Raw genomic sequence first — 20,460 nt, 5'->3', positions numbered from 1 at the left:
CGGGTGATGCGATCAAAGATCACGTTGACCTTTGACAACGGCCCGACCGCCGGTGTCACGGACGAGGTTCTCAACGTCCTCGCCGACCGTGAGCTGTCCGCCATCTTCTTCGTCGTTGGGCAAAGCGTCCGCTCCCCCATGGGACGCGGATTACTGGAGCGGGCCGTGCGCGAGGGGCACCGGATCGGCAACCACTCCTTCACTCACGGCCGGCCCCTGGGCGAGCTCTCTGCCGCCGAGACCATTCACGAAATCGGCGGCGCACAAGAGATTTTGGACGAATTCGGCGATGCCGATCGCTACTTCAGGCCATGGGGAACTGAGGGCGCACTGGAACGGCGCTGCCTGAATGCGACGGCGGTCGACCACCTCGTCGCGGAGCAGTACACGTGCGTGCTGTGGAACAGCGTCCCGCGCGACTGGGTCGACCCCCGCGGTTGGGTGGGCCGGGCGCTTACCGATGCCCACAGCCAACGGCACACCGTGGTGGTCCTGCACGACCTGCCCACCGGCGCGATGGAGCAGCTACCGAGGTTCCTCGATGAGCTCGACGAGTCCGGCATCGAGGTCACCACGGACCTCCCCGACGATTGCGTGCCGATCGTCCGCGGCCATGTGCGAACACCCGTCGATCACCTCACTCCGGATAAGGTGAATCGGTAGAAGGTGAGGCTCCAATGAGCGACATGACGGCACGATTCGCCGAAATCGTCGGCCAGCACAACCTGCTGACCGGCGACACCATCCCCGAGGACTACTGGCATGACGAGGTGCTGACGAAACCGCCGCAACGGCCGGCGTACGTCGCCAAACCGGCCTCGGCGGAAGCGGTTTCGCAGCTACTGAAGGCCGCCTCGGACAGTGGCGTGCCGGTGACGGCACGCGGCTCGGGCACCGGCCTGTCGGGCGCCGCGATCCCGCGGGCCGACGGGCTGCTCATCTCCTTCGAACGAATGAACGCCGTGCTCGAGGTCGACACCACCAACCAGGTCGCCGTCGTCCAGCCCGGGGTCACGCTCACCGAGCTGGACGCCGCGACCGCCGACACCGGCCTGCGCTACATGGTCCACCCGGGCGAGCTGTCGTCCAGCGTCGGCGGCAACGTCGGCACCAACGCCGGCGGCATGAACGCGGTCAAGTACGGCATCGCCCGCCACAACGTGCTCGGGCTGCAGGCGGCGCTGCCGACGGGCGAACTGATCCGCACCGGCGGCAAGATCGCCAAGATCTCCACCGGCTACGACCTGACCCAGCTCATCGTCGGCTCCGAGGGCACCCTGGCCCTGGCCACCGAGGTGACCGTCAAGCTACATCCGCGCCTCGACCACAACGCGGCCCTGCTCGCCCCGTTCGCCGACTTCGACCAGATCATGTCGGCGGTCCCCAAGGTCGTGGGCAGCGGCCTCGCGCCCTACATCCTGGAGTACATCGACAACGTGACGATGGCCGCGCTCGTGCACCAACAAAACCTCGAGCTGGGCATCCCCGACAACGTCCGCGACAGTTGCGACGCCTATCTGGTTGTGGCACTTGAGAACCGGTCCGCCGACCGGCTGGACGAGGACGTCGAGAACGCCGGCGAGCTGCTGGCCGAGCTGGGCGCCGTGGACGCCTACGTGCTCGAGGGCGGTTCGGCCCGCAAGCTGATCGAGGCGCGCGAGAAGGCGTTCTGGACGTTGAAGGCGGTCGGCGCCGACGACCTCATCGACACGGTGGTGCCGCGCGGCGCGATGCCCAAATTCCTCTCGGCCGTGCGCGGCCTGGCGGCTGCCGCCGGCGGCGCCGCGGCCGGTTGCGGGCACGCCGGCGACGGCAACGTGCACCTGGCCATCTTCTGCAAGGACCCCGACACGCGCAAGAAGCTGCTGACCGACATCTTCGCGCTGGCAATGGAATTGGGTGGCGCGATCTCCGGCGAGCACGGCCTGGGCCGCGCCAAGACCCCCTACTACCTCGAACTCGAAGACCCGGTCAAGGTCGACCTGATGCGCCGCATCAAGCACAGCTTCGACCCGGCGGGCATCCTCAACCCCGATGTGGTGTTCGCGGCCGGTTAACCGATAACCGGGAAATGGCGTTGGGCGGCAAGGGCTTTGAGTCCCTTCCGCATGGTCCAGCGCACGTGCGCATCGAGCCGCTTGATGTCGGGAGCGTCGCCGAAGTGGCCCAGGTCGATCGGCGGCAACACCTCGGTGACGATCTTGGTGGGCAGCGGCATGTTGACCGGCGCGAGAACGCTGAACCCGAACGGAAAACCAAACGTGACCGGCATGATGTTCGTTCGGAAGAACCGGCGCTCGAACTTGGTCAGCCGGAGCAGCCGCGCCAGCCACTGCCCACGCGTCAGGAACAGCTGGCTCTCCTGCCCCCCGATCGAGACGGCCGGCACGATCGGAACGTTCGCCTCCAGGGCCGTGGTGATGTAGCCGGTCCGGCCGTCGAAGTCGATCACATTCTCCTGCAAGGTCGGCCGGTACACGTCGTAGTCGCCGCCCGGGAAGACCAGCACGACCGCGCCCGAGGCCAGCGCCTTCGCGGCGTTCTCGCGCGTTGCCCGGATCACCCCGGTGCGCCGGAAGAACTCGGCGGCCGGTCCGGAGAAGATGGTGTCGAACGCCAGCGCGTAGAGGGGTCGGTCGTAGCCGTAGGTGTCGTAATAGTCGACGGCGAACACCGACAGGTCGAACGTGAACATGCCGCCGGAATGGTTGCCCACCACCAGCGACGGGCCTTCCGGAATGTTGTCCAGGCCGCGGACCTCGGAACGGAAATACCTTTTGACGATCGGCCGGGTCAGCGCGACGACGTGCTCGGTCAGATCGCGGTCCCATTTGTCGACGTCGGTCGAGTCGGTGTGGGTGTCGTTCATGTTGTTTGCCCTCGCTCGCCGTTGAGCGTGAGCTGATGCTACGCCCGCCGACCTAGGGCGACCTCGGTTTTGCGGCGCGGAATTTTGCCGGCGAATTCGAGGGGATCGTCGATCAGTGAACCCGCGCACACAACCAACGGTTGTGCCCTCACAACGGCGCGACCTCTACTCCCGCACGCCTGGCCTCGGCACTATGAAGTCATGAGACGTGGGCGCAACGAAGCGCCCGCTCTCACCTCTGACTGACAACATCATCGCGTCGATGCCGCGGCCAGCAGCCCAAAGCCGTTCCGCACCGCGAAGGAGACATCATGACCGCAGCACGCCCCGCCAAGACCCGCAGCGAAGGCCAGTGGGCACTGGGTGACCGCGAACCGCTCAACGACACCGAGAAGATCAAGAACGACGACGCGCCGCTGAACGTGCGCGACCGCATCGTCAACGTCTACGCCAAGCAGGGCTTCGACAGCATCGACCACTCCGACCTGCGCGGGCGCTTCCGCTGGATGGGCCTGTACACGCAACGCGAGCAGGGTTACGACGGCAGCTGGACCGGTGACGACAACACCGACAAGATCGAAGCCAAGTACTTCATGATGCGGGTCCGCACCGACGGCAAGCCGTTGACGGCGCGCTCGATGCGCACCTTGGGCCAGATCTCGACGGAATTCGCCCGCGACACCGCCGACATCAGCGACCGGGAAAACCTGCAGCTGCACTGGATCCGCATCGAGGACGTGCCCGAGATCTGGCGCCGCCTCGACGAAGTGGGCCTGCAGACCACCGAGGCCTGCGGCGACTGCCCGCGTGGCATCCACGGGTCGCCGCTGGCCGGCGACGCGCTCGACGAGGTACTCGACCCGACCCCCGCGATCGACGAGATCGTCCGGCGCTCCCTGAACAACCCCGAGTACGCCAACCTCCCGCGCAAATACAAAACCGCGGTGTCGGGCCTGCAGGACGTCTCCCACGAAACCCACGACGTCGCGTTCATCGGCGTCAACCACCCCGAGCACGGCCCCGGCCTGGACCTGTGGGTGGGCGGCGGCCTGTCGACCAACCCGATGCTGGCCCAGCGGGTCGGGGTGTGGGTGCCGCTGGACGAGGTGCCCGACGTGTGGGAGGCCGTGACCCGGCTGTTCCGTGACTACGGCTACCGGCGGATGCGCGCCAAGGCGCGGCTGAAGTTCCTGATCAAGGACTGGGGCGTCGAGAAGTTCCGTGAGGTTCTCGAACAGGAATACCTGAACCGCCGGCTGATCGACGGCCCGGCCCCCGCACCGGTCAAGCACACCATCGACCACGTCGGTGTGCAGAAGATCAAGAACGGGCTCAACGCGATTGGCGTCGCCCCGATCGCCGGACGCGTTTCGGGCACCACCCTGTCGGCGGTGGCCGACCTGATGGAGAAGATCGGCTCCGACCGCGCCCGGCTGACCCCGTTCCAGAAGCTGGTCATCCTCGACGTGCCCGACGACAAAGTCGACGAGACCGTCGCCGCCCTGGACGCGCTGGGCCTGCCATCGCGCCCCTCCGCGTGGCGCAAGAACACCATGGCCTGCACCGGCATCGAGTTCTGCAAGCTGTCCTTCGCCGAAACCCGCGTCCGCACACAGACTTTGGTGCCCGAGCTGGAGCAGCGGCTGGCCGACGTCGACTCCAAGCTCGACGTGCCGATCAGCGTCCACCTCAACGGCTGCCCCAACTCGTGCGCGCGCATTCAGGTCGCCGACATCGGCTTCAAAGGCCAGTGGATCGACGACGGCCAGGGCAACTCCGTCGAAGGCTTCCAGGTCCACCTGGGCGGCGGCCTCGGCGAAGCCAGTGGCTTCGGCCGAAAGTTGCGCCAGCACAAGGTGACCAGCGACGAGCTCGGCGACTACATCGACCGCGTGACCCGCAAGTTCCTCGAGCAGCGCGACGGCGATGAGCGTTTCGCCGCCTGGGCCCTGCGCGCCGACGAGGCCGATCTGCGATAGGAGCTGAGGACCCGCCATGGTGGCGATGAACTTCACCGAAGAGCAGCTGCGCAAACTGGCCGAACGCGGCGCGGCCGAGATGGCGGACGCCGAAGCCACCGATGTCCTGCGCTGGACCGACGAACACTTCGGCGGCGTCGACGGCCCCCGCGAAGGAGCCAACTGCAAATATGTGGTGGCGGCCAATATGCAAGACGCCGTGGTGATTTCGCTCGCGTCCGCCGTGCGCCCGGGCGTGCCGGTGCTGTTCCTGGACACCGGCTACCACTTCGCCGAAACGATCGGCACCCGCGACGCGGTCGAGTCCGTGTACGACATCCACTTGCTCAACGTCACGCCCGAGCACACCGTCGCCGAGCAGGACGAGCTGCGGGGCAAGGACCTGTTCGCCCGCGACCCCAACGAATGCTGCCGCCTGCGCAAGGTTCTCCCCCTGCGCCGCGCGCTGCGCGGCTACGCCGCCTGGGTGAGCGGGCTGCGCCGGGTGGAGGCCGCCACCCGCGCCGACGCGCCGCTGATCAGCTTCGACGAGTCGTTCAAGGTCATCAAGGTCAACCCGATCGCGGCCTGGACCGACGACGACGTCCAGGACTACATCCAGCGCAACAACGTGTTGGTCAACCCGCTGGTCGAGGAGGGCTACCCGTCCATCGGCTGCGCGCCCTGCACCAGCAAGCCGGCCGAGGGTGACGATCCTCGCAGCGGGCGCTGGAGGGGACGAAACAAGATCGAATGCGGGTTGCACGCATCATGAGCACGCTCGTACTCACCGCCCACGGCAGCCGGGACCCGCGCTCGGGCGCCAACGCGCGAGCGCTGGCCGATCGGCTGGCGAGCATGCGCCCCGACCTCGACGTGCGACTGGCGTTCCTCGAGCTCAACGAGCCGAACTTCGTCGACGTGCTGGCCGGCCTGCCGGACAGCCGCCGCGCGGTCGTTGCCCCGTTCCTGCTGGCCAGTGCCTACCACGCGCGCCTGGACATCCCGACGCAGATCGCCGAGGCCGGGGCCCACGGCATCCGGCAGGCCGACGTCCTCGGCGAGGACGAGCGGCTGGTGTCCGTGCTGCGCGAACGCCTCGGCGACGTCGGGGTTTCCCCGGACGACGACGAGCTGGGGGTCATGGTCGTCGCCATCGGCTCGTCGAACGCCGCCGCGAACGTGCGCACCGCGAAGGTGGCGTCCAGGCTGGCCGTCGGCACCCGGTGGGCCGGGGCGACGACGGCGTTCGCCACCCGACCGGAGGCATCGGTCCACAAAGCCGCCGCCCACCTGCGCCGCCGCGGTGCGCGCCGGCTGGTCATCGCGCCCTGGTTCCTGGCGCCGGGACTGCTCACCGACGGCGTCTCAACCTTCGCGCGCGACAACGGCATTCCGATGGCCGCGCCGCTCGGCGCGCATCGGCTCGTCGCCGAGACGGTGCTCGACCGCTACGACGGGGCGCTGGAAGCCGACGCCGCCGCCTGAATCCGCCCCCGAAACCTCACGACAAATCGACACTCGCGGGACGGTTTAGGCTTTCACCCGGCTGACGATGTGGCTCACCATGTCTCGCACCGCCCCGGCCGGCGGCGTGCGCCCACCCACCCAGATGGCGCGAAACTTGCGGCGCAGGTCCAACTTCGGGATGGTGACCGCGCTCAGCCGCCCGACCGCGAGGTCGTCGGCCACCGCCAGCCGGCTCATCGCCGCCGGTCCCGCGCCGGCAAGAACGGCCGCGCGCATCGCGGCGGCCGACGTCAACTCCAGCACCGGCGCAGCCTGTTCCATGTCGTCGCCCAGCACGCGGCGCAGCGCAACCGTCAGCGAATCGCGGATGCCCGAATGCGGTTCGCGCGCGACCAATGGCGTCTGCGCCAGCTCGCGGGCGGTCACGCTACGTCGGGTCCACTTGTGGCCCGGCGGCACCACGATCACCAGTTCGTCCTGCCCCACCACGCAGGTGCCCAATCCCGTTGGCGTGCCGGGGTTCTCGACGAAGCCGAGATCGACGCTGCCGTCGCGGACCGCGGCGATGGCGTGCTCGCTGTTGGTGGCCGTCAAAATCACCTGCGGCGCAGAGCCGCCGCGTCGCGTCGCCTCGGCCTGCAGCGACAACAGCCAGTGCGGCATCAGCTGCTCGGAGATCGTCTGCGAAGCCGCCACCCGGACCCGCTCGCGGCCCTCCTTGCGCAGCGAACCCATGCCGGCGTCGATCTCCGTGGCGACCTCGAGCAATCGTCTCGCCCAGTCCGCGACGACCAGGCCCGCCGGCGTCAGCTGCGAACCGCGCGTGGTCCGCACCGCCAGCGTCACCCCGATCTGCGCCTCCATCGATGCGAGCCGCCGGGAAATCGCCTGCTGCGTCAGCCCGAGTTCGCGCGCGGCGCGGCCCAGGCTGCCGGTCTCGGCGATCGCCAGAAACACCTCGAACGAGGCGAGCTCCGGCATCCGGGGGCTGAGCGGCATGGCTGATCACATCACAATCGATTCGTGTGCCACAACGATAGCTTGTGACTCCACAACGCCGCGTGCCCTACTCGCGCCGGGTGGCGGCGAGAACGATGGGAAGGATGACCCTGGCCGGTAGCGCATCGGCCGCGCTAAATTAGCCAGCCAGACAAGGAAGGACAACGCTCGTGGCATACGTGATCGCCGAACCCTGCGTCGACATCAAGGACAAGGCGTGCATCGAGGAATGTCCCGTCGACTGCATCTATGAGGGCGCGCGGATGCTCTACATCCACCCCGACGAGTGCGTCGACTGCGGCGCCTGCGAGCCGGTGTGCCCGGTGGAGTCCATCTATTACGAGGACGACGTCCCGGGCGAGTACAGCGAGTACACCCAGATCAACGCCGACTTCTTCGCCGAACTGGGCTCCCCGGGCGGCGCCGCGAAGGTCGGGCTGACCGAGAACGACCCCGCCCCGGTCAAGAACCTCGAAAGCCGGGCCGAGGCCACCTAGGCCGCGTCACGCCAGCAGCGATGCGAGTTCGGTACGCGGTACCGACAGCCGCTGGGGTCCGTCGACCTGCGCCAGCACCTCACCCTGGCTGAAGAAGAAGATCACGGCGTCGTCGGTGATCGCGAAGTTCTGGTACGCGTCGACCCCGGGGTCGCCGAACGGCAGTGGACCCAGCTCGCGCCGGACGATCGGGTTGAGCACGTTCAGCGGGTTGGAGCCCGGCTTGAACAGCGTGTCGAAGGTGATGGGCGCGCGCTTGCCCAGGTCGTAGTTGAACGCCTTGTACGAAGTCACCGGGTGGGCGCCGAGGTCCTGGTTGGTGTCGATCACCACGGATTGGGTCCCGGCATTGGGCGTGCCGGACCGGTACGCCTTCCCCGTGATGGTCAGCAGGTACGCCCGGCCGGTGGGCGGATGTGCCTTCGCGTCGTCGGCCCACTCGTCTCGGGTGTGAGTCACGTAGTCGGCGAGCGGCTGCTGGTCGGGATAGTCGACGGGAAAGCTCAGGTCGAGCGTGTAGTTGGTCGTCACGATGTGCCCCCGGCAGATCTGGTGTTCGTCGACGGTTCCGCCGAGGTCGGCGCACGCCGATTGCGCGTTGGCCGTCCAGCCGCACGCCAACGCGGTCAGGACACAGGCGGCCGCCGCGATCGGAGCCTTCCTGGCTATGGTCATCGATGCTGGGTCCGTTCCGTCCGGGGCGCTGCTCGACGCAGCGGTCGTGTGCGGTAAGTAAGCACCGTACGCGCGCCTACCGATCCCAAAACCTCACCTCGTAAGGTGAGCCCATGCGGACAGCTCGAATCATGCATGTCATCCGGCAGATTGGGTCGCTCGTGGTCACGGCGGTGACCGCGGTGTCCACGCTCAACGCCTACCGGCCGTTGGCGCGCAGCGGATACGCCTCGCTGTTCTCGTTCATGTTCGGCGTGGTCGTCACCGAGTTGCCCCTGCAAACGCTCGTCAGCCAGCTCGGCGGTTTGGCGTTGACGGCCCGACGCCTCACCCGGCCGGTGCGATTCGCGGCGTGGACGGTGGCGGGGGTTTCCGCGCTGGGCCTGCTGAACTTCAGCCGCGCCGGGCACCAGGCCAACATTCCGCTGACGGAGGCGTTGGACCAGGGCCTGGGCGCGTCGCGGCTCACCGAATCGGGAGATCTGTGGCGCCGGCCGGCGGGCGGCGGCACCGCCAAGACGCCGGGGGTGTTGCGGATGATGCGCATCTATCGCGACTACGCCCACGACTCCAACATCAGCTACGGGGAATACGGCAGCGCCAATTACCTGGACATCTGGCGTCGTCCCGATCTGGACCCCACCGGCAAGGCCCCGGTGCTCTTCCAGATCCCGGGCGGCGCCTGGACGACGGGAAACAAACGCGGACAAGCCCATCCGTTGATGAGCCACCTCGCGGAGTTGGGCTGGGTCTGCGTGTCGATCAACTACCGGCACAGCCCGCGCAACACCTGGCCCGACCACATCGTCGACGTCAAGCGCGCCCTGGCGTGGGTCAAGGCGCACATCGCCGAGTACGGCGGCGATCCCGAATTCATCGCCATCACCGGCGGTTCGGCCGGCGGCCACCTCTCGTCGCTGGCCGCGCTCACGCCCAACCTGCCGGAGTTTCAGCCCGGCTTCGAGGACGCCGACACGCGGGTGCAGGCGGCCGTGCCGTTCTACGGCATCTACGACTTCACCCGGTTCAACGACGCGATGCATCCGATGATGCCGGCGCTGCTAGTCAAATCCGTTGTCAAGCAACGGCCCTCGACGAACATGCAGCCGTTCATCACCGCGTCGCCGGTCAACCACGTTTCCGCCGACGCTCCCCCATTCTTCGTCCTGCACGGCCGCAACGACTCGCTGGTGCCCGTCGAGCAGGCGCGCGCGTTCGTCGAACGACTGCGGAAGGTCAGCACCCAGTCCGTCGTGTACGCCGAATTGCCGTTCACCCAACACGCTTTCGACATCTTCGGCTCGGCACGCGCGGTGCACACCGCGGTCGCCGTCGAGCAATTCCTGGCCGAGGTGTACGCGACGCGCCGCCAGGCCAACGTGGCCTAGCTGCCGAGCATTTGGGCCACCACCCCGGCGATGATGGCCTCCGGGTCCCGCTCGATGCCGACGGCGCCGAACTCGCCGCCGATCGCCAGGGACGCGACGCCGTGCACCAGCGACCAGAGCGGCGCGGCGAGTTCGCGTGGGTCCCGGCCTTTTACGACGCCCGCATCCTGGCACGCCGCGATCGCGTCGAGTAGGTCGCCGAACGCCTGCTCCCCGGCGACGGCCAGCTCGGGGTGGTCGGCCTTGGAGAGCTCGGCGCCGAACATCACCCGGTAGTGATCCGGGTGGGCGACCGCCCAGCGCACATACGCGCGGCCGAGGTCGACCACCCGTTCCTTCGGGTCCTCGGTGGAGGCCGCCTCGGTCAGTTCCGCATGCAGGTCGCCGAAGCCCTGCGCCGCCACGGTCGCCAGCAGCGCGGCCTTGTCGGCGAAGTGCCGATAGGGCGCGGCGGCGCTGACGCCGGCGCGCCGCGCGGCCTCGGTCAGCGTGAACCCCTTCGGCCCCTTCTCGGCCACCAGCGACAGCGCGGCGCTGGTCAGGGCGCGTTTCAGGTCGCCGTGGTGGTAGCTGTCCCGACGCTTCGCCCCGGTCGACAATTTGCGCGCACGTGCCATGTTGACGAGATTAACATTGCGGACTATGTTAAAGCCATTCACATCTTCGGAAGGGGACGAAATGGACCAGCAACTCATGACCCCCCGCGCCGGCGACCGCGACCGGGAGAGGGCGGCCGCACGCCTGGGCCAGGCGCTCGCGCAGGGCTACCTGGGTCTGGACGAATACGAGCAGCGAGTGCAGGCCGTGTTCGGTGCGCACACCACCGCCGAGCTCCGCGAGCTCCTCGCCGACCTGCCGCTCGAGCGGATCCGGCGCGCGGACCCGCGCCGCCGCGCCGCCCGCGTCGAGGCCGCGCGCCGCAGCGTGCGCATTCACCTCGCCGCCTACCTACTGATGACCGTCATCGTGCTCACCGTGTGGGCCGCCGTCGCCGCGACCACGGGCGCCACCTACTTCTGGCCGATCTGGCCCATCCTGGGAGCCGGCATCGGTCTCGTCAGCCACGCGCTGGGGATCCACCCGGCCGTGAAAACCGTTACGCGGTAAGGGGTGGTCATGTCGGCGCTCGTCGGCGGGCGCATGCTGCGCCCCGCCGCGGCGTAGCGAAAAGGCTTGCGGCAGCCTAACTTTTGGGACGCACGCCGACCGCCCGGTACACGAACACCGGCTGCACCGGAAATCGCAGCGTCGTAGTCGGCAGCTTTTCCAGCACCTCGTCGGGGATCGTCTTCCGGTAATTGAGCTTCATCGACCCGCTGAAGGCGGGATCGACGCCGTGCAAGTCGATTTCGAGCTTGAGGCCTTTGCGGGTAATCGTGGCCTTGGCCGGCCCCTTGCCGGTGTCCCACGGGCAATCGATGGATCGCAGGTTGGCGTCCCCGCGCGTCGTAAGCGTGGCAAAGATCCGCGCGGTGGTGAAGGCGAACGCGCCCGTGTAGCGGGACACGCCCGAGGCCGAATGGACGCCTGGCACATGGCCGCCGAAGTGTCGGCTCACCCCCACCTTGCCCGCGCTGAAGATCATCCCCTCGGCCTCGAGCTCGTCGCGCAGCGGCGCGGGGAGTTTGCCGATCTCGGACAAATCGCGCAGAAAGCCGAACACGTCCAAGACCGTAGCCGCAGCGCGACGCGCTCGCACTCGTTTGCCAGACCGTTTACTTCACCGTGACGTTGGCCGTGTACGTGCACGACGGCTTGGTGTCCTTGCCGACGAAGCTGGTGTAATCGGTACCGATCGTGGTCGTCCCCGGCCTCAACGCCGTGAATTTCCACACCTCGGTCCCGGGGGCTCCCAGCGCGTCGGAACTCGGTGGCACGAACTCGTGGCTCTCCTGCTTGAGGACGCCGGGATCGCCGATCTTCATCTCCGGCGCCCACCGGTACGGGGTGGTGTAGTTCGAGCCCAACTTCACGACGAGCGTGTTGCCGACGGCCAGGGCGATGCTCTGCGTGACGACGCTCTGCGTGAGCACCTCGTTCATGGGCACCTCGAGCGTCTTGGTCGACGGCGGGTTTCTGGACGCGAAGTGGCAGCCCACCAACATCGGCGAAACGAGCATCGCGACGGTCACCAAGAGCTTGATCTTCCCGACAGTCATCGAGCCCATTATGTCCTGGAGCCCCGTTGCCATGCCGCCGCCCACGAGACCATCCCATCCCCGGCGTTTCGATCGCGCGTTTGCTGTGGGTCCGGTAGCTTCTGTGCATGTTTGGCATCATCCGGCCCTGCCGTCACCGGCTCGGCGGCGAGCTGGCGGCCGCCTGGACAGCCCAATTGTGCGGATTGTGTCTGGCGCTGCGCGATGATTACGGCCAGGCCGCCCGCGTCGCCACCAACTACGACGGCCTGGTGGTCTCATTGCTGGTCGAAGCGCAGTCCCCCGGGCAGCCGGCTCGCCGCACCGCCGGGCGTTGCCCGCTACGCGGGATGCGGCGCGCGGACGTGGCCACCGGTGACTGCGTGCGACTGGCCGCGGTGGTGTCGCTGGCGCTGGCCGCGGCCCGGGTCCGTGACCACGTCGACGACCGCGACGGCATGGTCGGCGTGGCCGGGGTGCGACCGGCGGCGCGCCGCATCGCCGAACGTTGGGTGCGCCAGGGCACCGACACCGGTCACGTCCTGGGCTTTGACACCGGCGTGCTCGTCGCCGCTATGGACCGCCAGGCCGCGCTCGAAGCCCAGGCGGGTCCGGGCAGCTCGCTGCTGCTGGTGACCGAGCCGACCGAGACCGCCGTCGCGGAGGCGTTCGCGCACACCGCGGTGCTGGCCGGCCGCCCGGACAACGCGGCGCCGTTGCGCGAGGTGGGGCGGCTGTTCGGCCGGGTGGCGCACCTGCTCGACGCGGTCGAGGACTACCGGGACGACGTGGCGCGCGGGAAGTGGAACCCGTTGGCGGCGACCGCAACTCCCGTCGCGGCTGCGCGCGCCCTCTGTGACGACGCGGTGCTGGGCATCGAGCTGGCGCTGGCCGACGTGTCGTTCACCGACGGACGGCTGGTCGATCGGCTGTTGACCGGCGAGGTGCGCCGCGCGATCAAGCGCACCTTCGTCCAGGCCGGTTTCAGCGCACAGAGCGGAACGCCGCACGGTCAGCAGGAGCCGATCAATTTCGGTGACCAGCCGATCCAGCCGGGGGCCGAGGAGGGAACGCCGAACCCGGGGCGCAAGTCGAGCCGCGGCGGGGACGGGACCGGTTGCTGGTGCTGCTGCGACGGCTGCGATTGTTGCTGCGACTGCGACGACTGCTGCTGCGACTGCACCTGAGTTCAACCGGTCCACGGTTCTCGGATTTGATATCGCCGGCGCTATCGCTTTCGAGAGTCACCACATGCCCGCCGCACGGTGCCCATGTGACTGATGAGACCGCCCGCAGAGCTGGCTGGCCGCCGGGCCGGTCAAACCCCAAGCCGCGCAATCCCATCATGTCCGGCAGGATGGGTTGGTGTTTGGCCTCGTCCTGATCGTTGCGCTCGTCTCCACCGTCATCCTCGGGACGGTTCTCGGCCGGCGTTATCGCGTCGGTCCCCCGGTGCTGCTCATCGTGCTCGGCACGTTGCTGGGGCTCATTCCCAACTTCGCGCATGTGCACGTCAACGGCGAGATCGTGCTGCTGCTCTTCCTGCCGGCGATCCTGTACTGGGAGGGCCTGAACACCAGCTTCCGCGAGATCCGGGCGAACGCGCGCATCATCGTGTTCCTCAGTGTCGGCCTGGTGATCGCGACGGCCGTCGCGGTCTCGTGGACGGCGCGGGCGCTGGGCATGGACTCCCACGCGGCCGCCGTCCTGGGCGCCGTGCTCTCCCCCACGGACGCGGCCGCGGTGGCGGGCCTCGCGAAGAAGTTGCCCCGCCGGTCGGTGACCGTGCTCAAGGCCGAGAGTCTCATTAACGACGGCACCGCCCTAGTCCTGTTCGCCGTCACCGTCCACGTCGCGATCGGGGGTTCCGCGATCACCCCGATCGACCTGGTCGGCCGATTCGTCGGCTCCTACCTGGGCGGCATCGCCGCCGGGCTGTTGGTCGGCGGGGCGGTGACGTTGCTGCGCAAGCGGCTCGACGCGCCCCAGGAGGAAGGGGCCTTGAGCCTGCTGACGCCGTTCGCGGCGTTCTTGCTGGCGCAGAGCATGGAGTGCAGCGGGGTGGTCGCGGTCATGGTCTCCGCCCTGGTGCTTGCCTACGCCGGGCCGGTGGTGATCCGGGCGCGCTCGCGCCTGCAGGCGTATGCCTTCTGGGATAGCGTGACGTTCCTGCTCAACGGCTCGTTGTGGGTGTTCGTCGGCGTCCAGATACCCAACGCGCTGCACGGCATCGCCGGCGTCGACGGCGGGGTGCGGCACGCCTTGTTCATCGCCCTCGCGGTTACCGCGGTGGTGATCCTGTCGCGGATCTTCTGGGGCGAGATCACCGTCGTGCTGATCCGACTGATCGATCGTCGCGAGGCGCAGCGCGAACGCCGGGTCAGCTGGCGTCAGCGCTTCGTCACGGCCTGGGCCGGATTCCGCGGCGCCGTATCGCTTGCGGCGGCGCTGGCCGTTCCGATGACCACCCTCAGCGGCGCACCCTTCCCCGATCGCAGCCTCATCATCTTCATCGTGGTCGTCGTCATTCTGACCACCGTTCTGGTCCAAGGGACCACCTTGCCCGCGGTGGTCCGCTGGGCGAAGATGCCCGAGGACGTCGCGTACGTCGAGGAATTGGAGCTGGCGCGAACGAGGAGCGTCCAAGCGGCGCTCAACGCGCTGCCCACCGTCGCCGACGAGGTCGGCGTTAGCGACGAGCTGCGTCGCCGGCTGGAGAAGGAATACGAGGAGAGGGCCGCGCTGGCCGTGGCCACCGAAGGCGGTTCGGCGAACGGCCACCTCGCCAAGAAGAAGGAGCTGGTCCGGCGGGTGCGCCTGGGCGTGCTGGAGCAGAGGCGACGCGAGCTCACGACGCTACGCAACCAGAACCTGATCGACGACATCGTGCTGCGCGAGCTGCAGCACGAGATGGACCTCGAGGAAGTGCAGCTGCTCGACGCGGCGGACGAGGAGTAGGGCCCGTCGGTCGTCGACCGTACAGTCGGCCCCATGTTGCAGACGGTGGCAATCCGCGGCTATCGCTCGCTGCGCGAGGTGATCCTGCCGCTGGGTCGGCTGTCGGTGGTCACCGGCGCCAACGGCGCAGGCAAGTCGTCGCTGTACCGGGCACTGCGGCTGCTGGCCGACTGCGGCCGCGGGGAGGTGATCGCCTCGCTCGCCCGCGAGGGCGGCCTGCAGTCCGCACTGTGGGCCGGCCCCGAGGAGCTCAAGGGCGCCCGCCGGACGGGCAAGGCCCAGGGCACGGTCCGCACCCGGCCGGTGTCCCTCGAATTGGGCTTTGCTGCAAGCGATTTCGGTTATCTCGTCGACCTGGGGATCCCGGTGTCGACGGGGCGAGCCGACTCGGCCTTCGCCCGCGATCCCGAGATCAAGCGCGAGGCCGTCTTCGCCGGCCCGGTGTTGCGCACCGGCGCGACTCTGGTGCGCCGCGCCGCGAGTTTCGTCGAGGTCAGCGCCGACACCCGCGGATTCGACGAACTGTCGCGGTCGCTGCCGTTGTACCGCAGCGTGCTGGCCGAGTACGCGCACCCGCATGCGCTTCCCGAGCTCGCCGCCGTGCGCGAGCGCCTACGGGAGTGGCGGTTTTACGACGGTTTCCGGGTCGACGCGGACGCGCCCGCGCGCCACCCACAAGTGGGAACACGCACCCCGGTGTTGGCCGACGACGGCAGCGATCTGGCCGCCGCGATCCAGACGATCATCGAGGCGAGCTTCGACGACCTGAGCCGCGCCGTCGCCGACGCGTTCGACGGCGCCACGGTTTCGGTCGCCGTTCACGACGGGCTGTTCGACCTGCAGCTGCGGCAGCGCGGCATGCTGCGCCCGCTGCGCTCGGCCGAATTATCGGACGGCACACTGCGATTCCTGCTCTGGGCCGCGGCGTTGTCCAGCCCGCAGGCGCCGTCGCTGATGGTGCTCAACGAACCGGAGACCTCGCTGCATCCGGACCTGGTGCGGCCGCTCGCGGGGCTCATCCGTACCGCCGCCGCGCGGACGCAGGTCTTGGTGGTCACCCATTCTCGGGCGCTGCTCGAATTCCTGGACACCGTGCCGGTGGCCGACGCCGACGGTAGCGACCAAGCCGTCGAGATCGAGCTGTACAAGGAGTGGGGCGAGACGCGCGTCGCCGGCCAAGGCCTGCTGACCACGCCGCCGTGGGACTGGGGCAAGCGCTGAGGACGGCCGAGCGTGGGCCTTCGCCCCATCGCGCGTGCGTCCCGGGCGGCGCCGCTCGGCGTGTCGCCGCCCTGAGCGCACCCGCGAAGCCCTGAGCGCACCCGCGACGCAACTTGCCTTATGGGCAAAATTGCCCGCCAGGCAATTTTTTCGTATCCTGGTCGTCGTGACCGAACAGCCGCGCGGACTGCGCGAGCGCAAGAAGGCCGACACCCGGCGCGCACTCAGCGATGCCGCGCTCAACCTCGCCTTCGAACGCGGACTCGACAACGTGACGCGCGAGGAAATCGCCAACCTGGCCGGAGTTTCGTTGCGCACCTTCAACAATTACTTCGGTGGCAAATACGAGGCGCTCGCCTACCGACAGACCGAGCGGATGCGCCGCAGCATTGCCGCGCTGCGACAACGCCCCGCCGACGAGCCGCTGTGGTCAGCGATCACGCACGTGGTGCTCGAGCCCCTGGAAGCCGACTTCGGCGAGGTCCACGGCGAGGAAAACCAGGCGCCCAGCCGCCAGGAGCTGGTCGAGGTGCGCAAGATGCTGATGAACCCTCAGGTCCGTAACGCATTGCCGCAGGAGCTATTCGATGAATGGCTCGCGGTGATCGCCGAACGCACCGGCACCGACCCCGAACGGGACTTGTACCCCCGACTGGTCGTGGCGGTCGTGCGCGCCGTCGGCGACGCCGCCGCGGAGGCCTATGCGCGGGCCGACCCGCCGGTCCCGATCACCGACCTGATTCGTTCCGGCTTTGACGCCGTCAGCGCGGGCCTGCCCGAACCCGTCAAGCGCAAGGAGAAACCGTGACCGCCGAACAAACCGACATCGTCATCTCCGGTGCCGGGCCCAACGGACTGATGCTGGCGTGTGAACTTGCGCTGGCCGGGCTCCGACCCGTCGTGCTGGATGTGCTGCCCGGGCCCAGCTCCGAGCCGAAGGCCAACGGGCTTGTCGGGCAGGTGGTTCGGACCCTCGACATGCGCGGGCTGTATCGGTCCTTCACCGGAGACAGTGAACCACCACGGCCGACCGACGGCTGGATCTTCGCCGCCATGACGCTGGATCTTTCAGGCCTGCAAGATAATCCGATGTATGCGATGGTCATGCCGCAACCCCGACTGGTGCGGCTGCTGGAGAAGCGGGCCCGCGATCTGGGGGTGGACCTGCGCTGGGGACACGAACTCGCGGGATTGCAGCAGAGGCCCGAATCCGTTGTGCTCACGGTGTCCTCGGGCGACCGCGAATGCCAGCTGGACGCTCGCTACCTGGTAGGCGCCGACGGCGGACGCAGCCTGGTGCGCAAGACGGTGGGCATCGATTTTCCCGGCTACACATCGCAGACCGTGGCCCGGCTCGCCCACGTGCACATCCCCGACGGACTCCGGCACGCCGACGGCGGCCTCGACGTCCCCGGGTTCGGGCGGATCGCATTCGGCCACAATCGGTTTGACAACGGTGGCATTATCTTTGCCCAGTTCGAACCCGGCGACGCGCTGCTCGGCACCATCGAGTTCGCGCCGCCCGTCGAGGACGAGCCGTTGACCCTGGTCGAACTGCGCGACAGCGCGCGTCGCATCATCGGCGTGGATCTGCCGTTCGAAGAACCGAAAGGCCAGGGTCCGCATGCCCTTCGCCGCATTAACGGACAGAACACCCGCCACGCCGAGCGCTACCGCGACGGACGGGTCCTGCTGCTCGGCGACGCCGCCCACGTGCACAGCGCCATGGGCGGGCCCGGCCTGAACCTGGGCCTGCAGGACACGATGAACCTGGGGTGGAAGCTCGCGGCACACCTCAACGGCTGGGCGCCCCCAGGATTGCTCGATACCTACGAGTCAGAACGCCACCCCGTGGGTGAGCGGGTCGTGATGCACTCACTGTCGCAGACCGCTCTCATGGCGCCGGGCCCCGAGGTCGCCGCGCTCCGCTCGCTGTTGGGCGAACTTTTCACCCTGCCCGACGTGGCCAGGCACATGGCCGCGTTGCTGGCCGGCACCGACGTCCGGTACGACGTCGGTGACGACCACCCCTTGTCGGGGTGGCCCGTGCCCGAACTGATCCTCGCGGACGGCCGGCGGGTCACCGAGCTGCTGCACGCCGCGCGCCCGGTGCTGCTCGACATCGACGGCGGCGTCGGGGCGACCGCGTCGGGCTGGGCCGACCGGGTGGACGTCGTGACCGCGACGGTCGACGACTCACCCGCCGCGGCGCTGCTGATCCGACCCGACGGATACGTCGCCTGGGCGGCGAACCAATTCGGGCCGGCCGACCAAGCGGCCCTGCACGCGGCGCTGCGGCGCTGGTTTGGAGACGAGTCCATCGGTTAGGTTCGCGTGTGCGTCCTGGGCGGCGCCGCTCGGCGTGTCGCCTCCATGGGCGCACCCTCAAAGCCCAGGACGCACACTGGAATCGCCTGCGACGGGCTGGAAATGGGTGATCGCGGGAGCGACCCACTGGCGCAGGTAATCCCGCAGTTTGGTCCCCGACCGCGGCGGTCGTCCGGGATCGACGATGAACGATTGCAGAACCCGGAGCATGAATTCGACCAAACCGTCGCGCCTGTCATCGGTGAGGCCGGCGCCGTCCCAGTCCACGTTGAAGCGGTCGATGATCGAGCGCCCGAGGGACAGCGCAATATCGGAGGTCACGCTGGCCGAGTAGGCAGCGGCCTTCTCGGAGGTCAACAGCAGCCCCAGATATTTGTCCTGGGGAAGCAATTCGAGTGTGTGCGCAATGCCCTCGACCACCGCCTCCGCGGGGTCGTGAATGGGCTCCAGGTGGGCCGCCAACCGGTCGAGGGACGGACCCACTTCCGACAACGCCGTCGCCGCCAGCAAGGCATCGGTACTCGGGAAATAGCGGTACACCGTTTGGCGGGTGACCCCCAGATCGCGCGCGATATCGCTGATCTTGATGTCTGCGCCTGACTGCTCGATCGCGCGGCTCGCCGCGGCGATGATTCGCGCAATGGCTTCCTCGTCGCTCGACGGCAACGCGCCGGCCCAACCGTGTCTGCGCATCTACGGTGCCCTCACGGGCAATATGGTCGCACGAGAACTCAACCCACCGCGACGCCAATTTCTTCGGCGAACACTCTGATCATGTGTTGCACGCCGATCTCGTTGCGGCCGATGACCATATGGTCGTGTTGACCCTGACGCACGCCCTCGCCGCACTGCGGCAGCATCGCAAAGTCCTCGTCACGCACCGCCGCGTGCACCGCGTCATAGATCATGTCGTAGCCGACGCGCTGGTCGTCACTGGTCGCGGGGACGCGCGCCAGCCAGCTGTGCCGCACGGTGCACCGCGTTGGGGCGCCGGCCGGCAGGATGTCGATGACCTCCACGCCCACGTTGCTGTTGGCCAGGATCAGGTTCGGATAGATCCAATAGATCAAGCCCATGTTGTCCCGCACGTCCCACGATCCGCTCGGGTCGGCGGCGAGGTTGACGATCCAATTGAACGGAAACCCCAGCCGGTGATGCTTGCCGTACTCGTCGTAGATCGCCACGTTGGGCAACGCGTTCTGGCCAATCAGGCTCTCGCCGTGGACAAACGGAAAATGGTAACCCTCCGCGAACGCCTCTAGCGCGCCCTTCCACGAGACCTCGGAGGTGAATTCGCGATGCGTGTGGTACCCGAAGGATCCATAGTCGAGTTCGGCCAGCTGTGAGCACAGCGGGCCCAGGTGCGCGTCGACGTCGATGGATGCGTCGGCGCTCAGCACCGCCCAGATGAACCCGTAGGCCTCCTGACTGGGCAACTCCACCAGCCCATAATCGTCGGTGTTCATGCCGGTGAAACCGGATTTGCCTGGGACGCTGAACAATTCCCCGGTGTTCTTGTAGGTCCACGCGTGATACGGACAGGTGAACCGGGAGGCGTTGCCCGCGCCACAGGCCGGCATCGCGCCGCGGTGGCGGCAATAGTTCAGCAACACGTGGCTCACCCCGGCGCGATCCCGGGTCACCAACAACGAACTGCCCAGCACCGAGCGAACTTCGAAGTCGTTCGGGCCGGGCACCTGCACGCTGGGCAAGATCGCCAGCGGGGTCCGCCGCAGGATCTGCGATTCCTCCACTTCGGCGACTTTCGCGTCGCGGTAATAGTGCAACGGCACCCGCAGCACGTCGGCCGCCAGGTCGGTCGTCTTGTCCAACACCAGCCGCAAGGCCCGCCGCGTCAGATCTTCGTTGAGCTCAACCGGCCGCACGCTCTCGATCGTCACAACTTCAGACCATACACCGAGCTACTCATGGATGGTCAACCCGAGGCGACGAAGTCGC

At 68.2% G+C, this 20,460-nt stretch carries 21 protein-coding genes; 13 read left to right on the top strand and 8 right to left on the bottom strand.

Annotation, left to right across the window (positions count from 1 at the left end; translation table 11 throughout):
* The first annotated feature begins 6 nt into the window (after positions 1-6).
* Positions 7-663, top strand: a complete 657-nt coding sequence (locus tag BRW65_RS22000; protein WP_073878304.1) for a polysaccharide deacetylase family protein — start codon at positions 7-9, stop codon at positions 661-663.
* Positions 664-677: 14 nt separating this feature from the next.
* On the top strand, positions 678-2,057 hold the full coding sequence (locus tag BRW65_RS21995; RefSeq protein WP_073878240.1) for an FAD-binding oxidoreductase: 1,380 nt from the start codon (positions 678-680) through the stop codon (positions 2,055-2,057).
* On the opposite strand, the gene BRW65_RS21990 is transcribed toward BRW65_RS21995, so the two are convergent.
* Positions 2,054-2,869, bottom strand: coding sequence for a lysophospholipid acyltransferase family protein (locus tag BRW65_RS21990; protein ID WP_073878238.1), 816 nt, complete (start codon positions 2,867-2,869; stop codon positions 2,054-2,056). The genes BRW65_RS21995 and BRW65_RS21990 overlap by 4 nt on opposite strands.
* Positions 2,870-3,180: 311 nt before the next feature.
* Between BRW65_RS21990 and BRW65_RS21985 the strand changes: the two genes are divergently transcribed.
* The 3 genes from BRW65_RS21985 to BRW65_RS21975 are packed head-to-tail and all read left to right on the top strand — an operon-like array spanning position 3,181 to position 6,315.
* Positions 3,181-4,848, top strand: coding sequence for a nitrite/sulfite reductase (locus BRW65_RS21985; RefSeq protein WP_073878237.1), 1,668 nt, complete (start codon positions 3,181-3,183; stop codon positions 4,846-4,848).
* A 16-nt stretch (positions 4,849-4,864) separates the two neighbouring features.
* A complete protein-coding gene (locus BRW65_RS21980; RefSeq protein WP_073878235.1) occupies positions 4,865-5,602 on the top strand; it encodes a phosphoadenylyl-sulfate reductase in 738 nt (245 codons plus the stop codon).
* The gene (locus tag BRW65_RS21975; protein ID WP_073878233.1) at positions 5,599-6,315 is read left to right on the top strand and encodes a sirohydrochlorin chelatase; all 717 of its coding nucleotides are present in this window, start codon (positions 5,599-5,601) and stop codon (positions 6,313-6,315) included. The genes BRW65_RS21980 and BRW65_RS21975 overlap by 4 nt, the downstream gene beginning before the upstream one ends.
* Before the next feature lie 45 nt (positions 6,316-6,360).
* On the opposite strand, the gene BRW65_RS21970 is transcribed toward BRW65_RS21975, so the two are convergent.
* A complete protein-coding gene (locus tag BRW65_RS21970; protein ID WP_073878231.1) occupies positions 6,361-7,296 on the bottom strand; it encodes a LysR family transcriptional regulator in 936 nt (311 codons plus the stop codon).
* 170 nt (positions 7,297-7,466) lie between these two features.
* Between BRW65_RS21970 and fdxA the strand changes: the two genes are divergently transcribed.
* Positions 7,467-7,793: a ferredoxin gene (fdxA, locus tag BRW65_RS21965; RefSeq protein ID WP_073878230.1), complete on the top strand. Its 327-nt coding sequence runs from the start codon at positions 7,467-7,469 to the stop codon at positions 7,791-7,793.
* Positions 7,794-7,799: 6 nt separating this feature from the next.
* On the opposite strand, the gene BRW65_RS21960 is transcribed toward fdxA, so the two are convergent.
* Positions 7,800-8,468 (bottom strand): esterase, encoded by a 669-nt coding sequence (locus BRW65_RS21960; RefSeq protein WP_073878228.1) that lies wholly within the window; start codon positions 8,466-8,468, stop codon positions 7,800-7,802.
* A 113-nt stretch (positions 8,469-8,581) separates the two neighbouring features.
* On the opposite strand from BRW65_RS21960, the gene BRW65_RS21955 reads away from it, so the two are divergent.
* Positions 8,582-9,856: an alpha/beta hydrolase gene (locus tag BRW65_RS21955; RefSeq protein WP_073878226.1), complete on the top strand. Its 1,275-nt coding sequence runs from the start codon at positions 8,582-8,584 to the stop codon at positions 9,854-9,856.
* Here BRW65_RS21955 and BRW65_RS21950 read toward each other — a convergent pair.
* Complete coding sequence (locus BRW65_RS21950; RefSeq protein WP_073878224.1) at positions 9,853-10,473, bottom strand: TetR/AcrR family transcriptional regulator; 621 nt, start codon at positions 10,471-10,473, stop codon at positions 9,853-9,855. The genes BRW65_RS21955 and BRW65_RS21950 overlap by 4 nt on opposite strands.
* A gap of 61 nt (positions 10,474-10,534) precedes the next feature.
* Here BRW65_RS21950 and BRW65_RS21945 point away from each other — a divergent pair, with 61 nt between their 5' ends.
* Positions 10,535-10,963 carry a DUF1707 domain-containing protein gene (locus BRW65_RS21945; protein ID WP_073878222.1) on the top strand — a complete coding sequence of 143 codons (429 nt, stop codon included), beginning with the start codon at positions 10,535-10,537 and terminating at the stop codon, positions 10,961-10,963.
* Positions 10,964-11,039: 76 nt separating this feature from the next.
* On the opposite strand, the gene BRW65_RS21940 is transcribed toward BRW65_RS21945, so the two are convergent.
* Together BRW65_RS21940 and BRW65_RS21935 are read right to left on the bottom strand one after the other, a co-directional pair.
* The gene (locus BRW65_RS21940; protein WP_084187907.1) at positions 11,040-11,525 is read right to left on the bottom strand and encodes a hypothetical protein; all 486 of its coding nucleotides are present in this window, start codon (positions 11,523-11,525) and stop codon (positions 11,040-11,042) included.
* 46 nt (positions 11,526-11,571) lie between these two features.
* Entirely contained in the window at positions 11,572-12,024 is a 453-nt protein-coding gene (locus BRW65_RS21935; protein WP_084187917.1) for a protease inhibitor I42 family protein, read from the bottom strand.
* Positions 12,025-12,122: 98 nt separating this feature from the next.
* Between BRW65_RS21935 and BRW65_RS21930 the strand changes: the two genes are divergently transcribed.
* From BRW65_RS21930 to BRW65_RS21910, 5 genes are all read left to right on the top strand, one after another.
* A complete protein-coding gene (locus tag BRW65_RS21930) occupies positions 12,123-13,181 on the top strand; it encodes a DUF5685 family protein (protein WP_073878220.1) in 1,059 nt (352 codons plus the stop codon).
* A gap of 178 nt (positions 13,182-13,359) precedes the next feature.
* Positions 13,360-14,952 carry a Na+/H+ antiporter gene (locus tag BRW65_RS21925; protein ID WP_073878218.1) on the top strand — a complete coding sequence of 531 codons (1,593 nt, stop codon included), beginning with the start codon at positions 13,360-13,362 and terminating at the stop codon, positions 14,950-14,952.
* Positions 14,953-14,985: 33 nt separating this feature from the next.
* Positions 14,986-16,173 carry an AAA family ATPase gene (locus BRW65_RS21920; protein ID WP_073878217.1) on the top strand — a complete coding sequence of 396 codons (1,188 nt, stop codon included), beginning with the start codon at positions 14,986-14,988 and terminating at the stop codon, positions 16,171-16,173.
* 166 nt (positions 16,174-16,339) lie between these two features.
* The gene (locus BRW65_RS21915; protein ID WP_073878215.1) at positions 16,340-16,981 is read left to right on the top strand and encodes a TetR/AcrR family transcriptional regulator; all 642 of its coding nucleotides are present in this window, start codon (positions 16,340-16,342) and stop codon (positions 16,979-16,981) included.
* The gene (locus BRW65_RS21910; protein WP_073878213.1) at positions 16,978-18,501 is read left to right on the top strand and encodes an FAD-dependent monooxygenase; all 1,524 of its coding nucleotides are present in this window, start codon (positions 16,978-16,980) and stop codon (positions 18,499-18,501) included. Before BRW65_RS21915 ends, BRW65_RS21910 begins: the two co-directional genes overlap by 4 nt.
* Before the next feature lie 57 nt (positions 18,502-18,558).
* Here the strand turns inward: BRW65_RS21910 and BRW65_RS21905 are convergent, their stop codons facing one another.
* Positions 18,559-19,194 (bottom strand): TetR/AcrR family transcriptional regulator, encoded by a 636-nt coding sequence (locus BRW65_RS21905; protein WP_073878212.1) that lies wholly within the window; start codon positions 19,192-19,194, stop codon positions 18,559-18,561.
* A gap of 38 nt (positions 19,195-19,232) precedes the next feature.
* Complete coding sequence (locus tag BRW65_RS21900) at positions 19,233-20,402, bottom strand: aromatic ring-hydroxylating oxygenase subunit alpha (RefSeq protein WP_073878210.1); 1,170 nt, start codon at positions 20,400-20,402, stop codon at positions 19,233-19,235.
* Positions 20,403-20,460 lie beyond the last annotated feature (58 nt).

This window comes from Mycobacterium paraffinicum (assembly GCF_001907675.1).
Classification (GTDB): domain Bacteria; phylum Actinomycetota; class Actinomycetes; order Mycobacteriales; family Mycobacteriaceae; genus Mycobacterium; species Mycobacterium paraffinicum_A.
This window is presented reverse-complemented; position numbering and strand designations above follow the sequence as displayed.

Bases quoted from the DNA above. Each gene is read 5' to 3' on its own strand.
- BRW65_RS22000 (WP_073878304.1), top strand. From the start codon at position 7: ATGCGATCAAAGATCACGTTGACCTTTGACAACGGCCCGACCGCCGGT.
- BRW65_RS21995 (WP_073878240.1), top strand. From the start codon at position 678: ATGAGCGACATGACGGCACGATTCGCCGAAATCGTCGGCCAGCACAAC.
- BRW65_RS21990 (WP_073878238.1), bottom strand. From the start codon at position 2,869: ATGAACGACACCCACACCGACTCGACCGACGTCGACAAATGGGACCGC.
- BRW65_RS21985 (WP_073878237.1), top strand. From the start codon at position 3,181: ATGACCGCAGCACGCCCCGCCAAGACCCGCAGCGAAGGCCAGTGGGCA.
- BRW65_RS21980 (WP_073878235.1), top strand. From the start codon at position 4,865: ATGGTGGCGATGAACTTCACCGAAGAGCAGCTGCGCAAACTGGCCGAA.
- BRW65_RS21975 (WP_073878233.1), top strand. From the start codon at position 5,599: ATGAGCACGCTCGTACTCACCGCCCACGGCAGCCGGGACCCGCGCTCG.
- BRW65_RS21970 (WP_073878231.1), bottom strand. From the start codon at position 7,296: ATGCCGCTCAGCCCCCGGATGCCGGAGCTCGCCTCGTTCGAGGTGTTT.
- BRW65_RS21960 (WP_073878228.1), bottom strand. From the start codon at position 8,468: ATGACCATAGCCAGGAAGGCTCCGATCGCGGCGGCCGCCTGTGTCCTG.
- BRW65_RS21955 (WP_073878226.1), top strand. From the start codon at position 8,582: ATGCGGACAGCTCGAATCATGCATGTCATCCGGCAGATTGGGTCGCTC.
- BRW65_RS21950 (WP_073878224.1), bottom strand. From the start codon at position 10,473: ATGGCACGTGCGCGCAAATTGTCGACCGGGGCGAAGCGTCGGGACAGC.
- BRW65_RS21945 (WP_073878222.1), top strand. From the start codon at position 10,535: ATGGACCAGCAACTCATGACCCCCCGCGCCGGCGACCGCGACCGGGAG.
- BRW65_RS21935 (WP_084187917.1), bottom strand. From the start codon at position 12,024: ATGGGCTCGATGACTGTCGGGAAGATCAAGCTCTTGGTGACCGTCGCG.
- BRW65_RS21930 (WP_073878220.1), top strand. From the start codon at position 12,123: ATGTTTGGCATCATCCGGCCCTGCCGTCACCGGCTCGGCGGCGAGCTG.
- BRW65_RS21920 (WP_073878217.1), top strand. From the start codon at position 14,986: ATGTTGCAGACGGTGGCAATCCGCGGCTATCGCTCGCTGCGCGAGGTG.
- BRW65_RS21905 (WP_073878212.1), bottom strand. From the start codon at position 19,194: ATGCGCAGACACGGTTGGGCCGGCGCGTTGCCGTCGAGCGACGAGGAA.